Source organism: Actinomadura sp. GC306, from assembly GCF_004348665.1.
Lineage (GTDB): Bacteria > Actinomycetota > Actinomycetes > Streptosporangiales > Streptosporangiaceae > Spirillospora.
Map to the genome: position 1 here is coordinate 1 of NZ_SMKM01000041.1, position 22337 is coordinate 22337.

The following is a 22337-nucleotide window of genomic DNA, read 5'->3' on the forward strand; positions in this document are numbered from 1 at the left end:
GTGTTCGACTGGGGATTGGACGTATTGTGCGGCGATGCACGGGCTCATGATGTCCGGCGGCGAGACCCGAGATCACATTTGTCGAGTGGACGCGACCGCGGCGGCGGCGCGGACACGACGGTGAAACGGGAGGCCGAACATGACGGAAGTCAAGAGCATTGAGAAGCCGGATGACCGGCGCGATTTCCCGATGGGGCACCTTGAGGTCGTCAGCATGACGGGGCTGGTGTTCGGGAAGGCGACGTTCGAGCCCGGCTGGCGCTGGACGGAGTCGGTGAAGGACATCGCCGGCACCGAGCTCTGCGAAGTCCACCACAACGGGTACGTCATCCAAGGCCGGTTGCGCATCCGGATGCGGGACGGCGCCGAGGCGGAGGTCGACCCCGGGGACGTATTCGTGGTCGAGCCCGGCCATGACGCCTGGGTGGTCGGCGACGAGCCGTGCGTCGTCCTCGACTTCGCCGGCGGCATCGGCGACTACGCGAAGGCGTAGGGCCCGGCGCGGGGGGCGGCCCGTCGTCCCAAGCGGGCCGCCGCCCCGAGCACGGCTAGCGGATCGTGCTGAGCCGGGCCTGGTCGGCGGTGACGAGTTCGGCGAACTCGGTGGCGAGGGGGCTCAGCGCGTCCCATTGGCGGGCCGCCCAGCCGACCGTGATAGGGGACAGCGCCGGAATGGGCACCGTCCGCACGGGTGCGGCCGGGGAGAGCGCGAGCCTGGGCAGTGCGGGCAGTATGGCGTGCCCGACGCCGAGTTCGGCGAGCAGGACCGCGGTGTCCCAGTCGGCCACCCCGACGGTCCGTTCGGGCGTGCATCCGAGCCGCACGAAGTTCTCCGCGAGACGCCGGTGTGAGGCCGAGTTCGCGGGATGTGCGATGTAGCGGATCGAGCGCAGGTCGTGCGGATCGATGGTCTCCCGGTCGGCGAGCGGATCACCGGCGTTGACCACGAGGACCCACGGGAGGTCGATGACCGGCCGCTGCTGGACGCCGGGAGCCGGCTGTCCCAGCGTGATCCAGGCCAGGTCCGCCTGCCCGTTCTGCAGGAGTTCCAGGCAGCGGCGGGTGGAGTGGGCGGACTGGAAGTCCAGCGTCGCCTCCGGATGGCGGTCGCGGAAGGCGGTGATCGCGTCCGGCATGAAGTGCCGGACGGTCACCCCGCCGGTGGTGACCTTCACGGTCCCGCCGTCCCCGTCGCGGAGTTCGCGCAGGCGGCGGACGGCGGAGTCGAGGCCGGTGATGCCGCCGAGCGCCGCCTGGTACAGGATGCGGCCCGCGTCCGTCGGCGAGACTCCGCGGGGCCGCCGCTCGATCAGCGTGAGCCCCAGTTCGCGTTCGAGCCGCCTGACGTGCTGGCTGACCGCCGACTGGCTGCAGGAGAGCGTCCGGGCGACCGCACTGAGGTTGCGGGTCTCGCACACGGCGATGAAGACCCGGAGGTCGTCGAGCGTCACTGGCCCAAGGTAACGCTTGGAGTTGCCTAAGCAAATCCAAGAATTGACTGGAGGGTGTCCGGGCGCCAGGCTGAGTGGACGGGCCGACTGGTTCCGGACGCGGCGGCAACCCGTCCGCGGCACCCGGCGCCGCCCGCCGGTGACCCGGGACATACGGCGGCCGACGATCGGGGAGGCGGGCGGGTGCCGACCATTGGGAGGTGCGCCCATGCCGACCGATTCCGCGGCCGGACTCCTCCTCGCCCGGGGAGCGGATCGGCTGGAGCATCCAGGCGGCACGCTTTACGCGCATCTGCGCCGCGTGCACGCGACGCTCGGCGAGTGGGGAGCGCGACCTGAGCTGCGGCTGGCGGGGCTGTGCCACGCGTTCTACGGAACGGACGGCTTCGCCCCGGCCCTGGGCGACCCGGACCGGCGCGGCGAGCTGATCGACGTCATCGGGGCGGAGGCCGAGGCGCTGGTCTACCTGTACGCCAGTTGCGACCGTTCCCGGACGTATCCGCACCTGGCATCGGCCGACGGGCCGTTCACCGACCGCTTCACCGGAACCGTCCACCGCCCGCCCGAGGGGCGGCGCCGCGACTTCGCCGAACTCACCGTGGCGAACGAACTGGACGTCCTCACCGCGTCCCCCGCCCTGCGTGCCGCACATGGCGAAGCCCTGACAGCCCTGTTCGCCACCTGGCGCCCGCTGCTCAGCCCGGCGGCCGACCGCGCCGTCCAAGCCTTCACGAAGACCTGGGTCGGCCGGCCGGCCGTGGGGCGTTAGACGCGCGTCAGCGGTGGTGTTTCGCGAGGGCGGGGAGGAGGCGAAGGGCGTTGTCGCGGGAGATGGCGCGGTGCGCGCGGCGGTCGAGACCGGGGTCGCGGTCGAAGTCCGCGGTGTTGATGCCCACCTCGCCGGCGGAGTTGGCGGGCCAGTCGGTGCCGAACAGGACGCGTTCGGCGCCGACCGCGCCGATCAGGGTCGGGGTGGCGTACGGGGACATCGGGAGCGCCGTGTCGTAGTAGAAGCGGCGGAGGGCCCGCCGGAACTTCCGCGGGTCGGGGCCGTCGTCCTCTCTGCCCCAGCGTTCGGCGCGGCCGGCCATGTACGGCAGGAACCCGCCCCCGTGGGACAGGATCACCGACAGCCTCCGGTAGCGGTCCATGGCCCCGGAGGCGATGAGGCTGAGTGCGGTGCGGGTGGTGTCGAGCAGGAAGTCGCCGAGCCAGTCGCCCACGCCGGGGACCTCGACGATCCCCTCGGGCGCGAACGGGTGGGTGAACACGACGGCGCCGCGGCGGTCGAGCTCGGCGAGCAGCGGGTCGAACGTCCGGTCGCCGAGGTAGCGCCCACCGGCCGACGTGGTGAGCAGCACCCCGGCGGCGCCGAGCTCGTCCAGCGCGTACGCGGCCTGCTCAAGCGCCAGGTCCGGGTGGAGCATGGCGACGTTGGCGAAGAAGCCGAACCGGGTGGGGTTGTCGCGCACCAGTTCCGCCAGGGACTCGTTGCACACGCGGACGCCCGACTCGGCGACCTCGCGGTCCGCGAATATCTCGGGCGGTACGGGGGCGGACGCCACGCCCATGGCGATGCCGTTGGCCTCCATGGTCGCGAGCGTCTCCTCCAGGGTCCACTGGGCCCATCGGGGGACGTCGTCCGGCGGGATGATGCCCTGCTCCACCGCCCACTGCCGCATCTCGGGCGGGACGGCGTGGTGGTGGGTGTCGATCCGTCCGTAGGAGGGGCGGCGCGGGCTCGCGGCGGCGTCGCGCCCCTGGAGCGGCACGGACGCGGCGGCCGCGGCCATGCCGGTCGCGGCGGCCAGCTTGAGGGTCCGCCGCCGGGTGAGGTCGGACATGAACGTCTCCTGTCGATCGCGAGGTGCCGCCCACGCGAGATAATCTCATCTGAGACTATATCAGCTGCTACTAGAGTGGTCCCCATGCTGGAGGACCTGCTCGAACGCCTGCTGGCCGGGGAGGGCGGCCGCGCCGCCGATCAGGCGGGGCTGGGCATGCTGCTGGCAAAGGCCCACAACCAGAGCCGGGAGCGGATGAACGAGGCGCTGCGCCCGCTGGGCATCGACGTCCGGCAATTCGCGGTCCTGGTCGCGCTGCCGCTGTACGGCCCGGTGAGCCAGCGCGACCTGATCGGGCGCACCGGCATCGACAAGTCCACGATGGTCCGGCTCATCGACGAGTTGGAGCACGGCGGCCTGGTCTCCCGCGAGCGCGTTCCGCACGACCGGCGCGCGTACGCGATCGTGCTGACACCCCGGGGCGAGCAGGCCCTCGCGGAGGCGCGGGACGCCGCCGAGCAGGTCGGCGAGAGCATCTTCGGCCCGTTCAGCGGGGCGGAACGCGGGCAGCTCGTGAATCTGCTCCGCCGCCTCGCCGAGCACACCGTCTGACGGGCCGGCGGCTCAGTCCGGGTGGGCGCCGCCCTCGATGAAGGCGGCGAAGCCGTCGTGGAGGCGGGACAGGCCGAACTCGAAGAGCTGCTCGTGGGTGAAGTCGAAGGTGCTCTCTGAGAGAGCGGCCATGGTGGGGAACCTGCCGCTGTTCATGGCGTCGACGAGGGTGGGGCCCTGGGCCTCCCAGAACTCCTCGCTGCTGACGCCGGTGCGGCGTTCGGCGCGCAGCTCGTTGAGGTGGCTGCGCGCGAGGCCGTCCACGTAGTCGCTCTGGACGCCGATCATCATCATCAGCGTCCGGTCGTCGAGGCCCGTGGGCCGCAGCAGGCTGAACAGCCGGTCGAGGCCGCGCATGCTGTTCGGGCCGAGGAGCGGGCGGCTCTGGTCCACGTACGGGTACCAGGGGTGGTCCATGCACAGCTTCCAGTGGTGGTGCGCCTCTTCCGTCAGGATCTCGCGCCATCCGCGGCCGTCGTCGGGGTCGGTCTCCGGGACCTCGATGACGTGGTCGAGCATCAGGTCCAGCAGCTCGCTCTTGCCCGGGACGTAGCGGTAGAGCGACATGGTTCCGACGCCGAGATGGGTCGCGATGCAGCGCATCGACAGCGCGTCGAGCCCCTGGGTGAGGGAGAGCTCGTCGGCGACCTCGACGGCCGCCGCGACGATCCGGCCGAGGCTGAGCGTCGGCGGCCGGCCCCGCTGCGGCCGGGCGCGGTCGCCCCACAGCAGCTTCAAGCTCGCGTTCAGGTCGCGGCCGTCGGGCTCCTTGGTCATCGTCCGTCCTGCTGGTCCGTGCGCGGCACCGGCCGGTGCCTTCGGCAAAGCTATCGCGGACAGTTAGTGTATGCCGTACGCTAACTCGCGTATGGTGTACGCGAAGGGAGACGGCATGGCGGAGAACGCGATCCTCGCGGAGGGGGTACGCAAGCATTACGGGACGAAACGCGCGCTCGACGGCTTCGACCTGACCGTGCCGAAAGGCATGGTCTACGGGCTGCTGGGCCCGAACGGGGCGGGCAAGACCACCGCGGTGCGCATCTTTGCCACGCTCGTCCGGCCGGACGGGGGCCGGGCCGAGGTCACTGGGCTGGACGTCGCCGCCCACCCCCGGCGGGTGCGCCGCCGGATCGGGTTGGCGGGGCAGCACGCCGCGGTGGACGAGGTCCTCACCGGACGGCAGAACCTGCGGATGTTCGGCCGGCTCTTCCACCTCGGCAGGCGCCGGGCGGCGGAGCGCGCCGACGAGCTGCTGGAGCGGTTCGACCTGGTCGAGGCCGCCGACAAGGGGGTCAAGCAGTACAGCGGCGGGATGCGCCGGCGGCTCGACCTGGCCGCCAGCATGATCCTCGCGCCGGACGTCCTGTTCCTGGACGAGCCGACCACCGGGCTCGACCCCCGCGGCCGCAACGAGGTGTGGCGTTCGGTGCGGTCGCTCGTGGCTCAGGGCACGACGGTCCTGCTGACGACGCAGTACCTCGATGAGGCCGACCAGCTCGCCGGCCGTATCGCCGTCATCGACCACGGCCGGGTCATCGCGGACGGCACGCCCGGATCGCTGAAGCGGCTGATCGGCGGCGACCGCATCGAGGTGGTGGTGCGCGACCCCGCCGACCTGCCCGCGGCGGCGGAGGTGGTCGCCCGTGTCGCGTCCGCCGAGCCGACCGTCACCGAGGCGGCCGCGCGGGTGCACGCCCCGGTCACCGAGCGCGTGGCCGCGCTGACCGAGGTCGCCCGCACGCTTCAGGACGACGGCATCGCCGTCGAGGACATCGGGCTGCGCCGCCCCACGCTGGACGAGGTGTTCCTGCGCCTCACCGGACACCCCGCCGAAGACGACGAGAAGGACAAGAAGAAGGTGGAAGCGTGAGCGCCGAAAGCAGTGTCACCGTCCGGAGCGGAGTCACCGCGAAGGGCGCGGTGGTCGGCGAGGACGGGCTCGCCGGGCGCCTTTACTGGGCCGTCGCGGACTGCTGGACGATCGTTCTGCGCGGCCTGACCCACTACGTCCGGCAGCCGAGCAACATCGCCTGGCAGCTCGGGTTCCCGATCGTGTCGGTGCTGCTGTTCGGGTACGTGTTCGGCAGCGCCATGTCGGTCCCCGGCGGGGGCGACTACCGCGAGTTCCTCATGCCGGGCATGTTCGGGATGACGATGGCGATGGGCTTCATGAACACCGCGTACGCCGTCGTGTACGAGAGCGTCAAGGGGGTCACCGACAGGTTCCGGTCGATGCCGATGGCGCCCTCGGCCGTGGTCACGGGACGGGGCGTCGGCGACCTCATCGCCGCGTCCCTGGACCTGGTCGTGTTGGCGGCGACCGCGCTCGCGATCGGCTGGCGCTCCACGGGCGGGCCGCTCGCCACCCTCGCCGCCTTCGGCCTGTTCCTCCTGCTGCGCTTCGCGCTGATCTGGGTCGGGGTCCTCCTGGGGCTCCTGGTGCCGAACGAGGAGGCGGCCGGGAGCCTGTTCGCGGTCGCGTTCCCGTTCGCGATGATCTCCAGTGCGTTCGTGGCGCCGTCCCTGATGCCGGGCTGGCTGGGGACGCTGGCGGCGTGGAACCCGGTGTCCTCGACGGTCACCGCGGCCCGTGAGCTGTTCGGCAACCCGGCCGCGGTCGGCGACACGTGGATCGAGCAGAACGCCCTGCTGATGGCGGTCGTCTGGCCGATCGTGATCACCGCGGTCTTCCTGCCGCTGGCCGTCCGCCGCTACCAGCGGCAAAGCCGCTGACCGTCCGCCCGCAAGAGCCGCCCGGGACGCGCGTTCCGGGCGGCTCACGCACTTTCCCGGACGTATCGCCCATCCATTCCCCAATTCCGTCTTACCTGGCGTACGCTCCCGTCATGACCGCAGATGAGAGCCGTTCTGACAGCCCGCTTGCGGAAGTCCGCGACGATGTGCCGCACTCCGCCCGCATCTACAACTTCTGGCTGGGCGGGAAGGACCACTACGAGATCGACCGGATCGTCGGTCAGCAGGTCATCGAAGCCGAACCCGACTTTGTCGACCAGATGCGTAATAACCGGGCGTTTCTTGGGCGTGCCGTCGAATACATGGTGCACGAGGCCGGTATCCGGCAGTTCCTCGACATCGGCACCGGTCTTCCCACGGCCGACAACACCCACCAGGTGGCGCAGCGCGCCGTGCCGGAGTGCCGGATCGTGTACGTCGACAACGACCCGATCGTGCTCGCGCACGCCCGCGCCCTGCTGACCAGCAGCCCCGAGGGCGCGACCGACTACATCGACGCGGACATGCACGACCCCGGCACGATCTTCGCCGCCGCGGCCAAGACGCTCGACTTCAGCGAGCCCGTGGGCGTCATGATGCTCGGCGTCATCAACCACATCGGCGACGACGCGGAGGCCAAGGCCCTGATCGACGACGTCATGGGCCGGGTCGCACCGGGCAGCCACCTCGCGGTCTCCGTCAGCACCAACGTCGTCAAGCCGGAGAACATGGACCGGGCCACCGCCGCCTACAACGAGGCGTTCGGCAACCCGCCCATCCACATGTACACCCCCGAGCGGATCGCCGCCCTGCTCGCCGACCTGGAGCCGGTCGACCCCGGCGTGGTGTCGGTGGCCCGGTGGCGGCCGACCCTGGCACCGGCCGACGGGCAGCTTCCCGAGACGGACCTGTTCGTCGGGGTGGCGCGCAAGCCCTGACCCGGTGCGGCGGACGCGCGCGGGCGACACGCCGCGTCCGCCTTGGCGGGAATTGACGAGGTCACGGCCCGTCCGGCCGGGTAGCTTCGAGAGATGAACGTTCGGCCGACTCTCGACGACATCCGCCGCGCCCCCAAGGTGCTGCTGCACGACCACCTGGACGGCGGGCTCCGCCCCGCCACCATCGTGGAGCTCGCGCGCGACTCCGGGTACACCGACCTGCCCGCGACGGACGCGGACGCCCTCGGCGAATGGTTCGAGGCCGCGGCCAACTCGGGGTCGCTGGAGCGGTACCTGGAGACGTTCACCCACACCGTGGGGGTGCTGCAGTCCGCCGAGGCGCTCACGCGGGTGGCGTACGAGTGCGCCGAAGACCTCGCGAACGACGGGATCGTCTACGCGGAGGTCCGGTACGCGCCGGAGCAGCACCTCAGGGCGGGCCTTTCGCTGGAGCAGGTCGTGGAGGCCGTCCTCGACGGGTTCGCGCGGGGCCGCAGGGACTTCGGCATCCGGGTCGGGACGCTGGTGACGGCGATGCGGCACCAGGCGCGCAGCATGGAGATCGCGGAGCTCGCCGTCCGGTACCGGGACGAGGGCGTCGTCGGGTTCGACATCGCCGGGGCCGAGGCCGGCTACCCGCCCACCCGGCACCTGGACGCGTTCGAGTACCTCCAGCGGGAGAACGCGCACTTCACCATCCACGCGGGCGAGGGCTTCGGCCTCCCGTCGATCTGGCAGGCGATCCAGTGGTGCGGCGCCGACCGGCTCGGGCACGGCGTCCGGATCATCGACGACATCGAGGTGGACGGGGACGACGCCAAGCTCGGGCGGCTCGCCGGCTACGTCCGCGACAAGCGGATACCGCTGGAGATGTGCCCCACGTCCAACATCCAGACGGGCGCGGCGAAGTCGATCGAGGAGCACCCGATCGGGCTGCTGCGGCGGCTGAGCTTCCGCGTCACGGTGAACACCGACAACCGGCTGATGAGCGGGACGACGCTGTCGCAGGAGCTCCTCAAGCTCGCCGAGGCGTTCGGGTACGGGTGGGACGACTTCCAGTGGTTCACCGTGAACGCGATGAAGTCGGCGTTCGTGCCGTTCAACGAGCGGCTGGAGCTCATCAACGGCGTGATCAAGCCCGGTTTCGCGCAGCTCAAGTGGAGCGGCGCCCGGCCCCTGGCATGATCGGGCCATGACGATTCGCTCGACCGCCGGGCGCGTGGCGGCGTACGCGTGGCTGACGTTCGCCGTGCTGAACATCGCCGACCTGGTGTTCGGCCTGACCGGCGAGCCGACCTACTCGCTGACGGCGCTGACCGTCGGGGCGCTGCTGCTCCTGGGCTGCGGGATCGCCTACACGGTCGGGCTGCGGCCGGCGATCCAGGCGGACGACGCGGAGGTCGTGGTCCGCAACCCGCTGCGCGACATCCGCGTCCCGTGGGCCGCGGTCCGCCGGATCGAGGGCTCGAACGCGGTGCGGATCCGGTTCGCCGGACGGGACGGAGCGGAGCTGGAGGCGCGGGCCTGGGTCCACCAGACGTCGCCGCGCGCGCAGGCCAGGGCGGAGGCGCGGGCCCGCAAGGAGCAGCGCAAGGGGTCGGGGATCGACCTGCGGGGGCGGACGCCGGCCGCGTACGCCGCGCAGCGGCTGAACGAGATCCTCCAGCGGCAGCGGCCGAAGAAGCGGTCCGGGGCGCCGGACAAGGCCGCCGCCGCCAAGGCGGAGGCCGAGAAGGCCCGGGAGTCGGAGCGTGGCGCGGTGACCTGGTCGGTCCCGGCCGTGGCGTCGCTGGCGGTCCCGCTGGCGGCGCTGATAGTGCTGGCCATCGTGGGTGCCGTCAGCTGAGTGGGCGCCGTCAGCTGAGACGCGCGGAGAGGTCGTCGCGGAGGGCGTCCAACTCGGCGGCGGCGCGCGCGCGGACCTTCGTGATGTCGTCGTCCACGGGCAGGACGACCTCCAGGTAGCACTTGAGCTTCGGTTCCGTCCCCGATGGGCGGATGACCACCCGTGATCCTCCGGCCAGTCGGAACCTGAGCCCGTCCGTAGGGGGCAGGCCGTCCACGCCGTGGGAGAGGTCGTCGAACCGCTCGACGGGGCGTCCGCCGAGCAGGGCGGGCGGATCGGCGCGCAGGCCGGCCATCGCGGCGGTGATCAGCGACAGGTCGTCCACGCGGATCGACAGCTGGGACGTGGCGTGCAGGCCGTGCTCGCGGGCCTGGTCGTCCAGCAGGTCGAGCAGGGTGCGGCCGTCGCGCCGGGCCCGCGCGGCCATCGCGGCGACGGCGAGCGCGGCGCCGATGCCGTCCTTGTCGTTGACGAGCACGCCGCGGTCGTCGCCCACGCTGTAGCCGAGCGCCTCCTCGTACCCGAACACCATGCGGGTGCCCGGCTCACCCGCCTTCATGATCCACTTGAAGCCGGTGAGGGACTCGGCGAACCGCACGCCGTGGGCCGCCGCGATCGAGCGCAGCAGCGACGACGACACGATCGTGGTGACGACCAGGCGGTCATCGCCGCTGGTGTGCCGCAGGACGTGCTCGGCGAGCAGGCCCCCGAGCTCGTCCCCCGTCAGCGTCCGCCAGCCGCCGGTGTCGCCGCCGGTGGGGACGGCGACGGCGCAGCGGTCCGCGTCCGGGTCGTTGGCGATCACGAGGTCCGCGCCGCGGGAGTCGGCGAGCGCCAGCGCCAGGTCGAGCGCGCCGGGCTCCTCCGGGTTCGGGAACGCGACGGTGGGGAAGTCCGGGTCGGGTTCGGCCTGCTCCGGCACGACGGCGGGCGCGGGGAACCCGGCCCGGTCGAACGCCTGGAGCAGGACGTCCCGCCCCACCCCGTGCAGCGGCGTGTAGACGATCGAGATATCCCCGCCCGAGTCACGGACGGGACCGCCCAGGCGCAGCGACGACACGGCGTCCAGGTACAGGGCGGCGTCGTCGTGGACGGGCCACTCCCCGGCGAGCGGCAGTTCGTCCACGCGGCCGACGGCGTCGATCGCGGCGGAGATCTCGGTGTCGAGCGGCGGGACGATCTGCGCCCCGTCCGCCCAGTACACCTTGTAGCCGTTGTCGCGCGGCGGGTTGTGGCTGGCGGTCACCATGACGCCCGCGGCGACGTCGCCGTGCGCCCGGACGAAGTGGGCGAGCACGGGCGTCGGGACCGGCCCGGCGAACACCTCGGGGCGCAGGCCCGCGCCGCCCAGCACGGCCGCCGTGTCGGCCGCGAACCGCCGCGAGCCGTGCCGCGCGTCGAACCCGATGATCACCCGCGCGCCGCGGGGGAGGCGGGCGGCGAGCCCGGCGGCGGCGCGCATGACCGTCACCCGGTTCATCCGGTTGGGGCCGGCGCCCAGTTCGCCGCGCAGCCCGGCCGTGCCGAACTCCAGCCGCGCGCCGAACCGGTCCGCGAGGGCCCGGTCGTCGCCCGCGTCCAGGATCGCGCGGAGCTCGGCGCGGGTGTCCGGGTCCGGGTCCTGCGCGAGCCAGTCCTCGGCCTGCGCGCGAAGGTCGCTCATGTCGCCGTCCTTCCCTGCCGCCCGCGGATCAGAGCTTGGACAGGACGGTCGCGAGGAGGCCGCCCATCCGCCCGGCGGACGCCCGCCCGGCCGCGAGGACCTCCTCGTGGTCCAGCGGCTCGGCCGAGAGCCCGGCCGCGATGTTGGTGACCAGGGAGATCCCGAGGACCTCCGCCCCGCCGCGCCGCGCCGCGACCGTCTCCAGGACGGTCGACATCCCGATCAGGTCGGCGCCCAGCGTGCGCAGCATCCGGATCTCGGCGGGCGTCTCGTAGGTCGGGCCGCGGAACGCGGCGTACACGCCCTCCGCGAGCGTCGGGTCGACCTCGCGCGCCAGGGTGCGCAGCCGCGCCGAGTACGCCTCGGTCAGGTCGAGGAACGCCGGGCCGGTCAGCGGGTTCGCGCCGGTCAGGTTCAGGTGGTCCGCGATCAGCACCGGGTCGCCCACGCTCTGGTGCTCGGGCCGCAGCGTGCCCGCGGCGTTCGTGAGCACGACCGTCCGCACTCCGGCGGCCAGCGCGGTCCGGATCGGGTGCACCACCGCGTCGACGCCGTGCCCCTCGTACAGGTGAGTCCGGCCGAGGAAGACCAGCGCGCGGTGCCCGCCGACCTCGACGACCCGGACCCGTCCGGCGTGGCCCTCGACGGCGGGCGGCGCGAAGCCCGGCAGCTCGGTCACGGCGAACTCGGCGGCGGGGGCGCCGAGCGCGTCGGCCGCCGGGACCCAGCCCGAGCCCATGACGAGGGCGACGTCGAAGGAGTCGAAGGACGTGCGGGTGCGCAGCTCGTCCGCCGCGCCGTTCGCCAGTGCAAAAGCGTCGTTGCTCACAAGGCCGACACTACAGGCGTGCCTTCGCGGCCTCGATCGGCCCGGCCGGGACGCCGCGCCCGGTGTGTCGCGCGCGTGCGGCGTCAGTCGCCGAGGGACTTGCAGGGGCGCGTGCGCAGGTCCTTCACGTAGTCGTCGGGCGCGCCGGCCTTCTCCGCCGCGTCCGCGAGGATGCCGAGGTAGCGCGCGGACGGCAGGCCGCCCTCGTAGTCGTCCAGGACGTACAGCCAGCACAGCACGTCCCCGTCGAGCGTCTGCACCCGCACCCTGATCTTGCGGTAGACGTCGAGCGCGGCGCCCTCCCAGCCGTCCAGCTCCTTCTCGTCCCAGGCCGGCACGTCGTACATGACGACGAAGACCTGTTCGGAGCCGTCCTCGACGACCGTCGCGAGCGCGCCGTCCCAGTACTTGTCCTGCCCGCCGAAGGTCAGCCGCCAGCCGGCGAGCCAGCCGGTGCCGCGCATGGGCGAATGGGGAGCCCGGCTCGCCATTTGCTCGGGGTCCATGTTGGAGGCGTACGCCGCGTACAGTGCCACGTTGGCCAAGGCTAACTCACCCGCCGCACCGCGACCGGCCCGAAGCGCGGATTGCGGGCGGCGTGTATCACCGGTTGTGGTGGTGCCCCCTGGAACGGGCCCTGGGCTGGACATTTCACCGCGGGAAGTAGGAAAGAATGGAAGATGTGACCCGTATCGTGATCATCGGAGGAGGCCCGGGCGGTTACGAGGCCGCGCTCGTCGCGGCGCAGCTCGGCGCCGACGTGACCGTCATCGAACGGGACGGTCCGGGCGGCGCGTGCGTGCTCACCGACTGCGTGCCCTCCAAGACGCTCATCGCCACCTCGACCCGCATCTCGGTGATGTCGGAGTCGGCCGGCCTCGGCCTGCGCTTCAACGGCGGCCCGGACGGGATCGTCGGGGCCCTGGAGGCCGACCTCGCCACCGTCAACAAGCGCGTGAAGGACCTCGCGCGGGCCCAGTCGTTCGACGTCGCCGAACGGCTCGCCTACGAGGAGGTCAAGATCGTCCGGGGGGAGGCGCGGCTGCTGGAGCCGCACCTCGTCGCGGTCGGCGACCGGCGCATCCGGGCCGACATCGTGCTGATCGCCACCGGGGCGACCCCGCGCATCCTGCCCGGCTCCGAACCGGACGGCGAACGCATCCTGGACTGGCGCCAGCTCTACGACCTGCCCGAACTCCCCGAGGACCTGATCGTCGTCGGCTCCGGTGTGACGGGCGCCGAACTGGCCGGGGCGTACCAGGCGCTCGGGTCGCGGGTCACGCTGGTGTCCTCGCGCGACCGGATCCTGCCGACGGAGGACGCCGACGCGGCGGCCGTCCTGCAGGAGGTCTTCCTCCGGCGCGGGATGAACGTCATGTCGCGGTCCCGGGCCGCGGGCGTGGAGCGGTCCGGCAACGGCGTGATCGTCACGCTGGAGGACGGGACGAAGGTCGAGGGCACGCACTGCCTGATGACCGTCGGGATGGTGCCGAACACCACCGGCATCGGCCTGGAGGAGGTCGGCGTCCGCTGCGACTCGCGCGGCTTCGTGGAGGTCGACAAGGTGTCGCGGACGTCCGTCCCGAACATCTACGCCTCCGGTGACTGCACCGGCGTCCTGATGCTCGCGTCCGTGGCGGGCATGCAGGGGCGCATCGCCATGTGGCACGCGCTGGGGGAGGCGGTGCAGCCGCTCAAGCTCGGCTGGGTCGCGTCCAACATCTTCACCGACCCGGAGGTCGCCTCGGTCGGCGTGACGCAGCAGATGGTCGACTCGGGCGAGGTCAACGCCCGGACCGTCATGCTGCCGCTGTTCACGAACGCGCGGGCGAAGATGCAGGGCTTCGAGGACGGCTTCGTCAAGCTGTTCTGCCGCCCGTCCACCGGGATCGTCCTCGGCGGCGTCATCGTCGCGCCGCGCGCCAGCGAACTGATCCTGGGCGTGTCGCTGGCCGTCCAGCAGCACCTCACCGTCAACCAGGTGGCGCAGACGTTCGCGGTCTACCCGTCGCTGTCGGGCAGCATCACCGAGGCGTCCAGAAGGCTGATGACCGAGCACGCCTACTGACGGGCGTGCCCGGCCATCCCCACGGGTGCGCTAGAAGTAGCGCAGTGCCACGTACACCCAGGCCATCACGGTGCTGACGATCGTGATGCCGATGCCGTAGCGGGTGAACTGCCAGAAACTGATCGGGTGACCGGTCCTGGCGGCGATGCCGATCGCGACGACGTTGGCGCTCGCGGCGACCGCCGTTCCGTTGCCGCCGAAGTCGGCGCCCAGCGCGAACGACCACCACAGGGCCTCCGCGGTCTGCGGGTCGGCGCCCGCGGCCATCCCCTCCACGATCGGCGCCATCGTCGCCGTGTAGGGGATGTTGTCGAAGAACGCGCCCAGCACGGCCGAGCCGAACACCAGGCTGGTCGCGGCGGCGAAGTAGTTGTCGCCGATCGCGTCCGCGGCCCAGGTGCCGATGTTCTCGATCACTCCGGTGTGCCCGAGGCCCGACACCATCACGAACAGGCCCACGAAGAACACCAGGACGCCCCACTCGACCTCCTTGAGGACGTCCTCGACCTCGACCCGCGTCACCAGCAGCATGACGCCCGCGCCGATGAGGGCCACGATCGACGGCTCCACGTGCAGCACGGAGTGCAGCGAGAACCCGACGATGATGAGCCCCAGCACGACCAGGCACCGCACCAGCAGGCGGCGGTCGGTGATGGCCTTGCGCTCGTCCAGCGCCATCACCTCGTCCACGTACCGCTCGTCGTACTTGAACGACTTGCGGAAGATCCACCGAGACATCACCACGAACGTGGCGAAGATGATCACCACGATCGGCGTCATGTGCATGAGGAAGTCGTTGAACGTCAGCCCCGCACGGCTGCCGATGATGATGTTCGGAGGGTCTCCGATCAGCGTGGCGGCGCCGCCGATGTTCGACGCCAGCACCTCGGCGATGAGGTACGGCTGGGCCGGGATCCGCAGCCGGTTGCAGACCACCACCGTCACCGGCGCCACCAGCATGATCGTGGTGACGTTGTCCAGGAACGGCGAGGCGACCGCGGTGATGGCCATCAGCATCACCAGCAGCCGGTACGGCCTGCCCTTCGACTTCTTGGCCGCCCAGATCGCCAGGTACTCGAACAGCCCGGTGCCCTTGATGGTCCCGACGACGATCATCATGCCGAGCAGCAGGAAGATGACGTTCCAGTCGATCCCCTCGTGCTCGGAGAAGAACACCTCCGCGCCCGACGTCAGCCCGAGGACCGTCATCAGGCCGGCGGCGACCAGCACGACCTTGACCTTGTCGACCTTCTCCGTCGCGATGAAGAAGAACGCGATGATGAAGATGACGAGCGCCACGATGGCGCTCATGTCAGATCCCTCTGGGGAGCACCGTCAGCGGGTCCGCGGCGGTGGGAGGCGCCTGGCGGGCGGGCGCTTTTTGGGCGCATGCCCCCCTGCGGCGCTCGGCTCAGGCGTTCGAATCCGGCGAGTCCGGCCTGGTCAGCGCCAGTGCGGACAGCACCCGGTCGAGCGTGACGGCCCCGACGAGCAGTCCCGCGTCGTCCACCACCGCGACGAGCGGGCTGCGCTGCCGCGCCATCAGGGTGGCGATCTCCAGCAGGGTGGAGGACGCCTTCACGGTCACCGGGCGGGCCGTGTGCGTTCCGAGGCATTCGCCCACCCGCATGTCGCTGATCTCTTCCCAGAAGACGTCGGCATGCGCCTCGTCCACGGCCCGGGTGAGGGCCATGTCCTCCTGGTAGGCGGCGGGGACCGCCAGTTTCAACACCTGTGTCCCCGGCAGGACGACCCTGGGCCGCTGCTCGGCGTCGACGACGATCAGACCGGGCAGGCGGCCGAGTGCCATGACCTGGATCGCGTGCGCGATCGGGTCGCTCATCGTCACGGTAGGCACCCGGACGGCGATGTCCCGCGCTTGCATGTTTTCCTTTCGGCTTCCTGAGAGCCTGATTCCTCTGGCTGATAGGTTCCTCCTCCTAACGCCGGGGACGGTCCCGTCGCAGGACGGCCTCCGCGGCGCCTTGGGCAGGGATCCGACGCTCCTGCCGTATCGCTGTGCCATGCGTCCGCCCCTTTCTGCGTACGGTGTCCAGTCTTTGTGGCGGATGCCCGAGTCAGCATCGGGGACAGCACCCATATCGGCGTGGGAGGAACATGTATCTATGCCGGGCGCCGAACGGCTTCCCGGTTACAGGCATACCATGGGTCCGGTCGACCGGAGGTGATCGGTGCAAGCTGGGGAAACTCGCACCCGGATACTGCTGGCCGATGACCACGCCCTGGTCCGCCGCGGGCTCCGGCTCATCCTCGACGCCGAGCCGGACCTGACGGTCGTCGCCGAGGCCGCCGACGGGGCGGAGGCGCTGGAGATGTGCGCCGCCACCGAGGTCGACCTCGCGGTCCTCGACATCGCGATGCCGCGGATGACCGGCCTCCAGGCCGCCCGGGAGATCGCCCGCCGCTTCCCGTCCGTGCGGACGCTGATCCTGTCCATGTACGACAACGAGCAGTACCTGTTCGAGGCGCTCAAGGCCGGCGCGTCCGGGTACGTGCTGAAGTCCGTCGCCGACCGCGACCTCCTGCACGCCTGCCGCGCCGCGATGCGCGGCGAGCCGTTCCTCTACCCGGGCGCCCTCAACGTGCTGATCCGCGAGTACCTCAGCCGTGACCGGGACGGCGAGACCCCCGACAGCCTGCTCACTCCGCGCGAGGAGGAGATCATCAAGCTCGTCGCGGAGGGCCACTCGTCCAAAGAGATCGCGGAACTCCTGACGATCAGCGTCAAGACCGTCGACCGGCACCGCGCGAACGTCCTCGCCAAGCTCGGCATGCGCGACCGCCTGGAGCTGACCAAGTACGCCATCCGCGTCGGCCTCGTCGAACCGTAGCCGCCGCTAGCCTGCGGGCGGGTGCTGCGGACGGCGGCCGCCGCGGGGCGGGATCACCAGGCGCACCTCGGTGCCGCCGCCGTTGGCCGGGCCGATGGTGAGCTGGGCGCCGATGAGCATCGCGCGCTCCTGCATGCCGCGGATGCCGGCGCCGGTCTTCTCGGGCGGGCCCGAGCCGTCGTCCACGACCCGCAGGACCACCCGGCCGTCCTCGTCCTGGGTCAGCGACAGCTCGGCGTTCTTCGCGCCGGAATGCCGCCACACGTTGGTCAGGCCCTCCTGCGCGATCCGGTAGATCACCAGCTCGGCGTCGCCGCCGAGGCCCTCCAGGCCCGTCTGGACGCGGCGGGTCACCCGCGGCCCGCCCGTCTCGGAGAAGTCCCCGGCGAGCGACGTGAGCGCGCTGGTGAGGCCGAGGTCGTCCAGGACGCCGGGCCGCAGCCGGTGCGCGACCCGGCGCACCTCGTCCAGGCTGGACCGCACGGTCTCCTGGACGCCGCGCAGGTCCTCCGCGACCTCCTCGGGCGCCCGGCTCACCACCGACTTCAGCTCCAGCAGCACGACGGTGAGGCTCTGCCCGATCTCGTCGTGCAGTTCCTGCGCGATGCGGCGGCGTTCGGCCTCCTGCGCGTCCAGCACCACGGCGGTGCTGGTGCTGCGGTCGGCCTCCAGGCGGTCGAGCATCGCGTTGAACTGGTCGACCAGCCGGAACAGGTCGCGGTTGGGGGTGGTCGCCAGCCGGTCGCCGGAGCGCAGCGAGTCCATCCGCGCCATCAGCGTCGTGAGCCCGGCCAGCGGCGCCAGGCTGACGCGCAATAGCAGCGCGTTCGCCGCGACCATGAGCGCCAGGCCGACCGTGAGGATGGCCAGCTCGCTCAGCAGGATGCGGGACGACACCGTGAGCGGTGTCAGGGCCAGGGCGGCGATGCCGATCACGAAGATCAGGCCGTTGATGCAGAGGATGCGCCAGAACAGGGCCGACACGGGCGTCTTCGGACGCCGGGGCGGACGCCCGCCCGCCGAATCGGTGCCAGGAACCCCGTCGGCCGTCTCCGCCGCCGGTCCGGTGCTGCTCGCGGTCATGAAACCAACGTCATCGCATGGGACCCGCCGTTGTCCATGCATGAGTCCCCCCAATCGGGTGCGACACCCATACGGCTCATGCCCGTCTGCATGGTGGCACCCACGTCTATGAGCACTGGACCCAATGGTGACGGGGGGTTTCACCACCGATGGTGGAAGGTGAGGATACCGGCGGCACTGAGCGAGGAGGTCGGGGTGGAGCGGACGGAGGTTCTCACCGCCCCGGCGGCGTCGCTCATCGTGCTCGGGCTGCTGGTGGTCGTGGGGATCGCCTACGGCCTGCACCGGGTCGGCGCGTCCGAGCGCCTGGTCGTCCGGCGGTTCGGCCGCACGACCGGCGTGCGCGGGCCCGGCCTGCGGTTCCTCATCCCGTTCGTGGACACCGGCGTGCGCGTCCCCATGGGAGCGCAGCCCCACGACATCTGGTTCAAGGCCACCACGAGGGACGGCGTCCACGTCCGCGTCAGGGCACTCGCGATGATGGGGGCCGACGACCCCGTCACGTACGCGGCCGCCGCGGACGCGCCGTCCTCCGCCGCGCGGACCGTCACCGAGGTGGCGCTGCGCGACGCGGTGGCGGACCGGGACCTCGCGGACCTGCCGTCCCTCATGGCGACCGGGGACGACGAGCTGGTCCGGCGCGTCGACGAGGCGGTTCGGCCCTGGGGGGTGGCCGCGAGCCTCGTCTCCATCACCGACGCGCTGGTCCCGGTCCGCCCGGAACTTCCGCTGTGCCGCTGCGACACGGCCGGCGCCTCCTCCGGCTGAGTGCCCCCTCCGGCTGAACGCGCCCTGCACGGGCGAGGCCCCCGCCGACCGGCGGGGGCCTCTACCGTTCGCGGGGGCCGGACTCAGAAGCCGCCGAAGTCGCCGAAGCCTCCGCCGCCGCCGAAGTCGCCGCTGCCGAAGTCCCAGCCGCCGCCGATGTCGCCGCCGTCGCCGCCGAAGCCGCCCATGGCGTCGCCTCCGCCGTAGCCGCCGAACCCGCCCATCATCGAGCCGAGCATGGTGCCGATCATCATGCCGCTGAGCAGGTCCATGCCGCCGTAGCCGCGGTAGTAGCCGCCGGCGTAGGGGCCGTACGCGGGGCCCGCGTCCCAGTAGGGGCGCCGTCCGCCGCCGTACGGGACCATCCGGACGTCCGGGTCGGCGCCGTGCTGGAGCGCCTCCGCGTCGGCCGCGCAGGCCGGGACCGACCGCGCCGTCCCGCCCGGGGGCGCCCACAAAACGTCCTTGACCGAGGGGCCGTGCTGCGGGTTGAAGAAGCAGGGTGCGCGCCGCTCGGGCACGGGCTCGCCGGCGAGGCGGGCGCGGGTCGCGGTCATGTAGTACCGGCCGTCCTCTAGGGCGGTCGTGACCTCCTGCATGTCCTGCGGCCGCGTGGCGCGTTCGGTCGCCCGCTTGGCCTCGTCGTAGGAGTTCATGGCGCGCTCGTAGTCGGCGCGGATCTCGGGTTCGAGTTCCGTGTCCATGACGTTGAGGTCGAGGCGGGCGATGTCCTCGCCGAGGAGGGTGACGTCCTCCTGCACGCCGCTCTTGAGCTCGGCCATCTCCTGCTCCGCGCGGACGCGCTGCCGCTTGCGGGAGACGAGGAAGAGGCCCGCGACGCCCGCGGCCACCAGGATCAGCACGCTGAGCGTGACGAAGCCGCCGATCGCGCTCGACCGGGCCTTCTCGTCGGCCTTCTTCTCGGCGAGGTCGCTGAACTGGATGAGGCGGTCCTTCAGCGGCACGCCGTTGGTGCGGGTGACGAGCTGGTTGATCTCGCTGCTGCTCAGCTTCTTGGAGATCCCGCTCATCCGGGTGCCGTCGGCGGTGACGGCGAGGTAGGTGTCGCCCTCGCCGACGCGGTTCGCGACGGACCTGAGCATCTGCCCGACCTGTCCGCTGGTCACGTCGTTGCTCACGACCACGGCGCGGATGTCGGCGTCGGACGCGCCGGCCAGCGCGTTGCGGACCTCGTTCTGGTCGGCCGCGGAGAGGACGTCGCCGGCCCCGCTCGTCACGTAGAGCCGCGAGTCGATGAGGCCCTTGGCGATCTGGCCGACCGTGTCGCCCGGCGCCGCGGGGGCGGCGGCGGTGCGGATCGTCGGTGCGTGGGCGGTGGTCTGGCCCGTGGTCGATTGGCCCGTGGTTGATTGGCCCGTGCTTGATTGGACGGTTGCTGACTGTGGTGTGGCGGGCTGTCCCGTGGCGGCCTGTGCGGGGGCGGTGAAGGCGAACGCCGGCACGATGACGGCGGCGATGATCGCCGAGACGGCGCCCCGGCGTGCCGCCTGGATGGCCCGGATCTCGGTGCTCATGCTCCCAGTCTGCCCACGTTGGAGCAGGATTCGCGTCCTCCGCGCGACCGATTTGCGGCCGGGGCGCATGGGGGTCGGACCCCAGACCGAAAACGGGGGACGGTGAGGGCCGGATCCCGTCCCGCCCGTCGCTGCGGGCGGGACGGGGACCCGCTCAGCTGTCCTTGATCTCGCAGATGACGGCGCCGGAGGAGACGCTCTGGCCGACCTCGGCGCTCAGGCCGGTGAGCGTCCCGGCCTTGTGCGCGGTGATCGGCTGCTCCATCTTCATCGCCTCCAGGACGACGATGGTGTCGCCGGCCTCCACGGCCGCGCCGTCCTCGGCGACGACCTTGACGATGGTGCCCTGCATCGGGCTGACCAGGGAGTCGCCGGACGCCTGGGCGCCGCCGCCCTTCTTCGCCCCGCGCTTCCGGGCGGGCTGGGCGCCGCCGGCGGGCGCGGACGCGCCGAGCCCCGCGGGCAGCACGACCTCGATGCGCCGGCCGCCGACCTCCACCGTGACGCGCTCGCGCTCGCCGTCGTCGGCCTCGTCGCCCGCGACCGGGGTCTCGTACGGCGGGATCTGGTTGTCGAACTCGGTCTCGATCCACCGGGTGTGGACGGAGAACGGCGTCGCGTCGTCCTCGGGGACGAACGCGGGGTCGTCCAGCACCGCCCGGTGGAACGGCAGCACGGTCGGCATCCCGCCGATCTCGAACTCGGCCAGCGCGCGGCGGGACCGCTCGACGGCCTGCCGGCGCGTCGCACCCGTCACGATCAGCTTGGCGATCAGCGAGTCGAACGCCTGCGGGACGGTCTGCCCGGCGCCGTAGCCGGCGTCCAGCCGGACCCCGGGGCCGGTCGGCGGCTGCCACTCGGTGAGCGTGCCGACCGCGGGCAGGAACCCGCGCCCGGCGTCCTCGGCGTTCAGCCGGAACTCGATCGAGTGCCCGCGCAGCTCCGGGTCGCCGTAGCCGAGCTCCTCGCCGTCGGCGATGCGGAACATCTCCCGGACGAGGTCGACCCCGGTGACCTCCTCGGTGACCGGGTGCTCCACCTGGAGGCGCGTGTTGACCTCCAGGAACGAGATGGTGCCGTCCTGGCCGACGAGGAACTCGCAGGTGCCCGCGCCGACGTAGCCGGCCTCCTTGAGGATGGCCTTGGACGAGCTGTACAGCAGCTCGATCTGCTCGTCCGACAGGTACGGCGCCGGGGCCTCCTCGACGAGCTTCTGGTGCCGCCGCTGCAGCGAGCAGTCGCGCGTGGACACGACGACCACGTTGCCGTGCTTGTCGGCGAGGCACTGGGTCTCGACGTGCCGCGGCCGGTCGAGGTACCGCTCCACGAAGCACTCGCCGCGCCCGAACGCGCCCACGGCCTCCCGGACGGCGGACTCGTACAGCTCGGGCACCTCGTCCAGCGTCCGCGCGACCTTCAGGCCGCGCCCGCCGCCGCCGTACGCCGCCTTGATCGCGATCGGCAGGCCGTGCTCCTCGGCGAACGCGACGACCTCGTCGGCGCCGGACACCGGGTCCTTGGTGCCGGCGACCAGCGGCGCGCCGACCTTCTGCGCGATGTGCCGCGCCTGGACCTTGTCGCCCAGCGCGGTGATCGCCTCGGGCGGCGGACCGATCCAGGTCAGCCCGGCGTTCTGCACCGCGCGGGCGAAGTCGGCGTTCTCCGCCAGGAACCCGTAGCCGGGGTGGACGGCGTCGGCGCCGGTGTCGGCGGCGACCTTCAGCAGCTTCTCGATGTCCAGGTAGCTCTCGGCCGCGGACTGCCCGCCCAGGGCGAACGCCTCGTCGGCGACCCGAACGTGCAGCGCCTCCAGATCGGGCTCGGCGTACACCGCCACACTGGCCAGGCCCGCATCGCGGCAGGCTCGGGCTATTCGAACCGCGATCTCTCCGCGGTTGGCGATCAGGACCTTGCGCACGTGGGTCTCCTCCCTAACCTCGCACGCGCAGTCTAGATAACGGGGCGTTCCGGATTTTCGTAAGCCCCTCCTTATCGGACCGCGGCCCACGTACCGGACGGTTCGCGCGGTGCTCAGCGCCTCGGCGGCGGCCGTGCGGCGGCCCTGCGGCGGCCCCGGCGGGCGGGCGCGGCACCGGCCGCGGGAACGAGGGGGCGGCGGTCTCCGTTTTCGCGGTCCCGCGGGCCTGCCGGGGTGTACTGTTCGGCACGAATCTG

22 protein-coding genes are annotated in these 22337 nt (G+C 71.9%); 11 read left to right on the top strand and 11 right to left on the bottom strand.

What is annotated here, in order from left to right; all coding sequences use genetic code 11:
• Positions 1-139 precede the first annotated feature (139 nt).
• A complete protein-coding gene (locus E1200_RS08895) occupies positions 140-493 on the top strand; it encodes a cupin domain-containing protein (protein WP_131951341.1) in 354 nt (117 codons plus the stop codon).
• A gap of 55 nt (positions 494-548) precedes the next feature.
• Here E1200_RS08895 and E1200_RS08900 read toward each other — a convergent pair whose 3' ends face one another.
• Positions 549-1451: a LysR family transcriptional regulator gene (locus E1200_RS08900; protein ID WP_131951342.1), complete on the bottom strand. Its 903-nt coding sequence runs from the start codon at positions 1449-1451 to the stop codon at positions 549-551.
• A 208-nt stretch (positions 1452-1659) separates the two neighbouring features.
• Here E1200_RS08900 and E1200_RS08905 point away from each other — a divergent pair, with 208 nt between their 5' ends.
• The gene (locus E1200_RS08905; protein ID WP_131951343.1) at positions 1660-2220 is read left to right on the top strand and encodes a DUF6817 domain-containing protein; all 561 of its coding nucleotides are present in this window, start codon (positions 1660-1662) and stop codon (positions 2218-2220) included.
• 7 nt (positions 2221-2227) lie between these two features.
• Here the strand turns inward: E1200_RS08905 and E1200_RS08910 are convergent, their stop codons facing one another.
• Positions 2228-3295, bottom strand: coding sequence for an amidohydrolase family protein (locus E1200_RS08910; protein ID WP_131951344.1), 1068 nt, complete (start codon positions 3293-3295; stop codon positions 2228-2230).
• An 84-nt stretch (positions 3296-3379) separates the two neighbouring features.
• Here E1200_RS08910 and E1200_RS08915 point away from each other — a divergent pair, with 84 nt between their 5' ends.
• Positions 3380-3847 (top strand): MarR family transcriptional regulator, encoded by a 468-nt coding sequence (locus E1200_RS08915; RefSeq protein WP_131951345.1) that lies wholly within the window; start codon positions 3380-3382, stop codon positions 3845-3847.
• Positions 3848-3859: 12 nt separating this feature from the next.
• On the opposite strand, the gene E1200_RS08920 is transcribed toward E1200_RS08915, so the two are convergent.
• Positions 3860-4624: a TetR/AcrR family transcriptional regulator gene (locus E1200_RS08920; protein ID WP_131951346.1), complete on the bottom strand. Its 765-nt coding sequence runs from the start codon at positions 4622-4624 to the stop codon at positions 3860-3862.
• A gap of 115 nt (positions 4625-4739) precedes the next feature.
• On the opposite strand from E1200_RS08920, the gene E1200_RS08925 reads away from it, so the two are divergent.
• The 5 genes from E1200_RS08925 (at position 4740) to E1200_RS08945 (ending at position 9364) form a co-directional block, all read left to right on the top strand.
• Positions 4740-5717, top strand: a complete 978-nt coding sequence (locus tag E1200_RS08925; protein ID WP_131951347.1) for an ATP-binding cassette domain-containing protein — start codon at positions 4740-4742, stop codon at positions 5715-5717.
• Positions 5714-6580, top strand: coding sequence for an ABC transporter permease (locus tag E1200_RS08930; protein ID WP_131951348.1), 867 nt, complete (start codon positions 5714-5716; stop codon positions 6578-6580). The genes E1200_RS08925 and E1200_RS08930 overlap by 4 nt, the downstream gene beginning before the upstream one ends.
• Before the next feature lie 113 nt (positions 6581-6693).
• Positions 6694-7518 carry an SAM-dependent methyltransferase gene (locus tag E1200_RS08935; RefSeq protein ID WP_131951349.1) on the top strand — a complete coding sequence of 275 codons (825 nt, stop codon included), beginning with the start codon at positions 6694-6696 and terminating at the stop codon, positions 7516-7518.
• Between the two features lie 93 nt (positions 7519-7611).
• The gene (locus E1200_RS08940) at positions 7612-8703 is read left to right on the top strand and encodes an adenosine deaminase (RefSeq protein ID WP_131951350.1); all 1092 of its coding nucleotides are present in this window, start codon (positions 7612-7614) and stop codon (positions 8701-8703) included.
• Between the two features lie 7 nt (positions 8704-8710).
• Positions 8711-9364: a PH domain-containing protein gene (locus E1200_RS08945; RefSeq protein ID WP_131951351.1), complete on the top strand. Its 654-nt coding sequence runs from the start codon at positions 8711-8713 to the stop codon at positions 9362-9364.
• 10 nt (positions 9365-9374) lie between these two features.
• On the opposite strand, the gene E1200_RS08950 is transcribed toward E1200_RS08945, so the two are convergent.
• From E1200_RS08950 to E1200_RS08960, 3 genes are all read right to left on the bottom strand, one after another.
• Positions 9375-11027, bottom strand: a complete 1653-nt coding sequence (locus E1200_RS08950; RefSeq protein ID WP_131951352.1) for a phospho-sugar mutase — start codon at positions 11025-11027, stop codon at positions 9375-9377.
• Positions 11028-11055: 28 nt separating this feature from the next.
• On the bottom strand, positions 11056-11856 hold the full coding sequence (locus E1200_RS08955) for a purine-nucleoside phosphorylase (protein ID WP_131951353.1): 801 nt from the start codon (positions 11854-11856) through the stop codon (positions 11056-11058).
• 83 nt (positions 11857-11939) lie between these two features.
• Positions 11940-12392: a gamma-glutamylcyclotransferase gene (locus tag E1200_RS08960; RefSeq protein WP_131951354.1), complete on the bottom strand. Its 453-nt coding sequence runs from the start codon at positions 12390-12392 to the stop codon at positions 11940-11942.
• A gap of 146 nt (positions 12393-12538) precedes the next feature.
• On the opposite strand from E1200_RS08960, the gene E1200_RS08965 reads away from it, so the two are divergent.
• Positions 12539-13924, top strand: a complete 1386-nt coding sequence (locus E1200_RS08965; RefSeq protein ID WP_131951355.1) for an NAD(P)H-quinone dehydrogenase — start codon at positions 12539-12541, stop codon at positions 13922-13924.
• Between the two features lie 30 nt (positions 13925-13954).
• On the opposite strand, the gene E1200_RS08970 is transcribed toward E1200_RS08965, so the two are convergent.
• Positions 13955-15235, bottom strand: coding sequence for an ArsB/NhaD family transporter (locus tag E1200_RS08970; RefSeq protein WP_131951356.1), 1281 nt, complete (start codon positions 15233-15235; stop codon positions 13955-13957).
• Positions 15236-15335: 100 nt separating this feature from the next.
• Positions 15336-15809: a CBS domain-containing protein gene (locus E1200_RS08975; RefSeq protein WP_131951357.1), complete on the bottom strand. Its 474-nt coding sequence runs from the start codon at positions 15807-15809 to the stop codon at positions 15336-15338.
• A gap of 307 nt (positions 15810-16116) precedes the next feature.
• On the opposite strand from E1200_RS08975, the gene E1200_RS08980 reads away from it, so the two are divergent.
• The gene (locus tag E1200_RS08980) at positions 16117-16776 is read left to right on the top strand and encodes a response regulator transcription factor (protein WP_131951358.1); all 660 of its coding nucleotides are present in this window, start codon (positions 16117-16119) and stop codon (positions 16774-16776) included.
• Between the two features lie 6 nt (positions 16777-16782).
• Here the strand turns inward: E1200_RS08980 and E1200_RS08985 are convergent, their stop codons facing one another.
• Entirely contained in the window at positions 16783-17859 is a 1077-nt protein-coding gene (locus E1200_RS08985; protein ID WP_131951359.1) for a sensor histidine kinase, read from the bottom strand.
• A 195-nt stretch (positions 17860-18054) separates the two neighbouring features.
• On the opposite strand from E1200_RS08985, the gene E1200_RS08990 reads away from it, so the two are divergent.
• Positions 18055-18627: an SPFH domain-containing protein gene (locus E1200_RS08990; protein WP_165950253.1), complete on the top strand. Its 573-nt coding sequence runs from the start codon at positions 18055-18057 to the stop codon at positions 18625-18627.
• Between the two features lie 83 nt (positions 18628-18710).
• On the opposite strand, the gene E1200_RS08995 is transcribed toward E1200_RS08990, so the two are convergent.
• Complete coding sequence (locus E1200_RS08995; protein ID WP_243708428.1) at positions 18711-20162, bottom strand: hypothetical protein; 1452 nt, start codon at positions 20160-20162, stop codon at positions 18711-18713.
• 154 nt (positions 20163-20316) lie between these two features.
• A complete protein-coding gene (locus E1200_RS09000; protein WP_131951361.1) occupies positions 20317-22080 on the bottom strand; it encodes a biotin carboxylase N-terminal domain-containing protein in 1764 nt (587 codons plus the stop codon).
• Positions 22081-22337 lie beyond the last annotated feature (257 nt).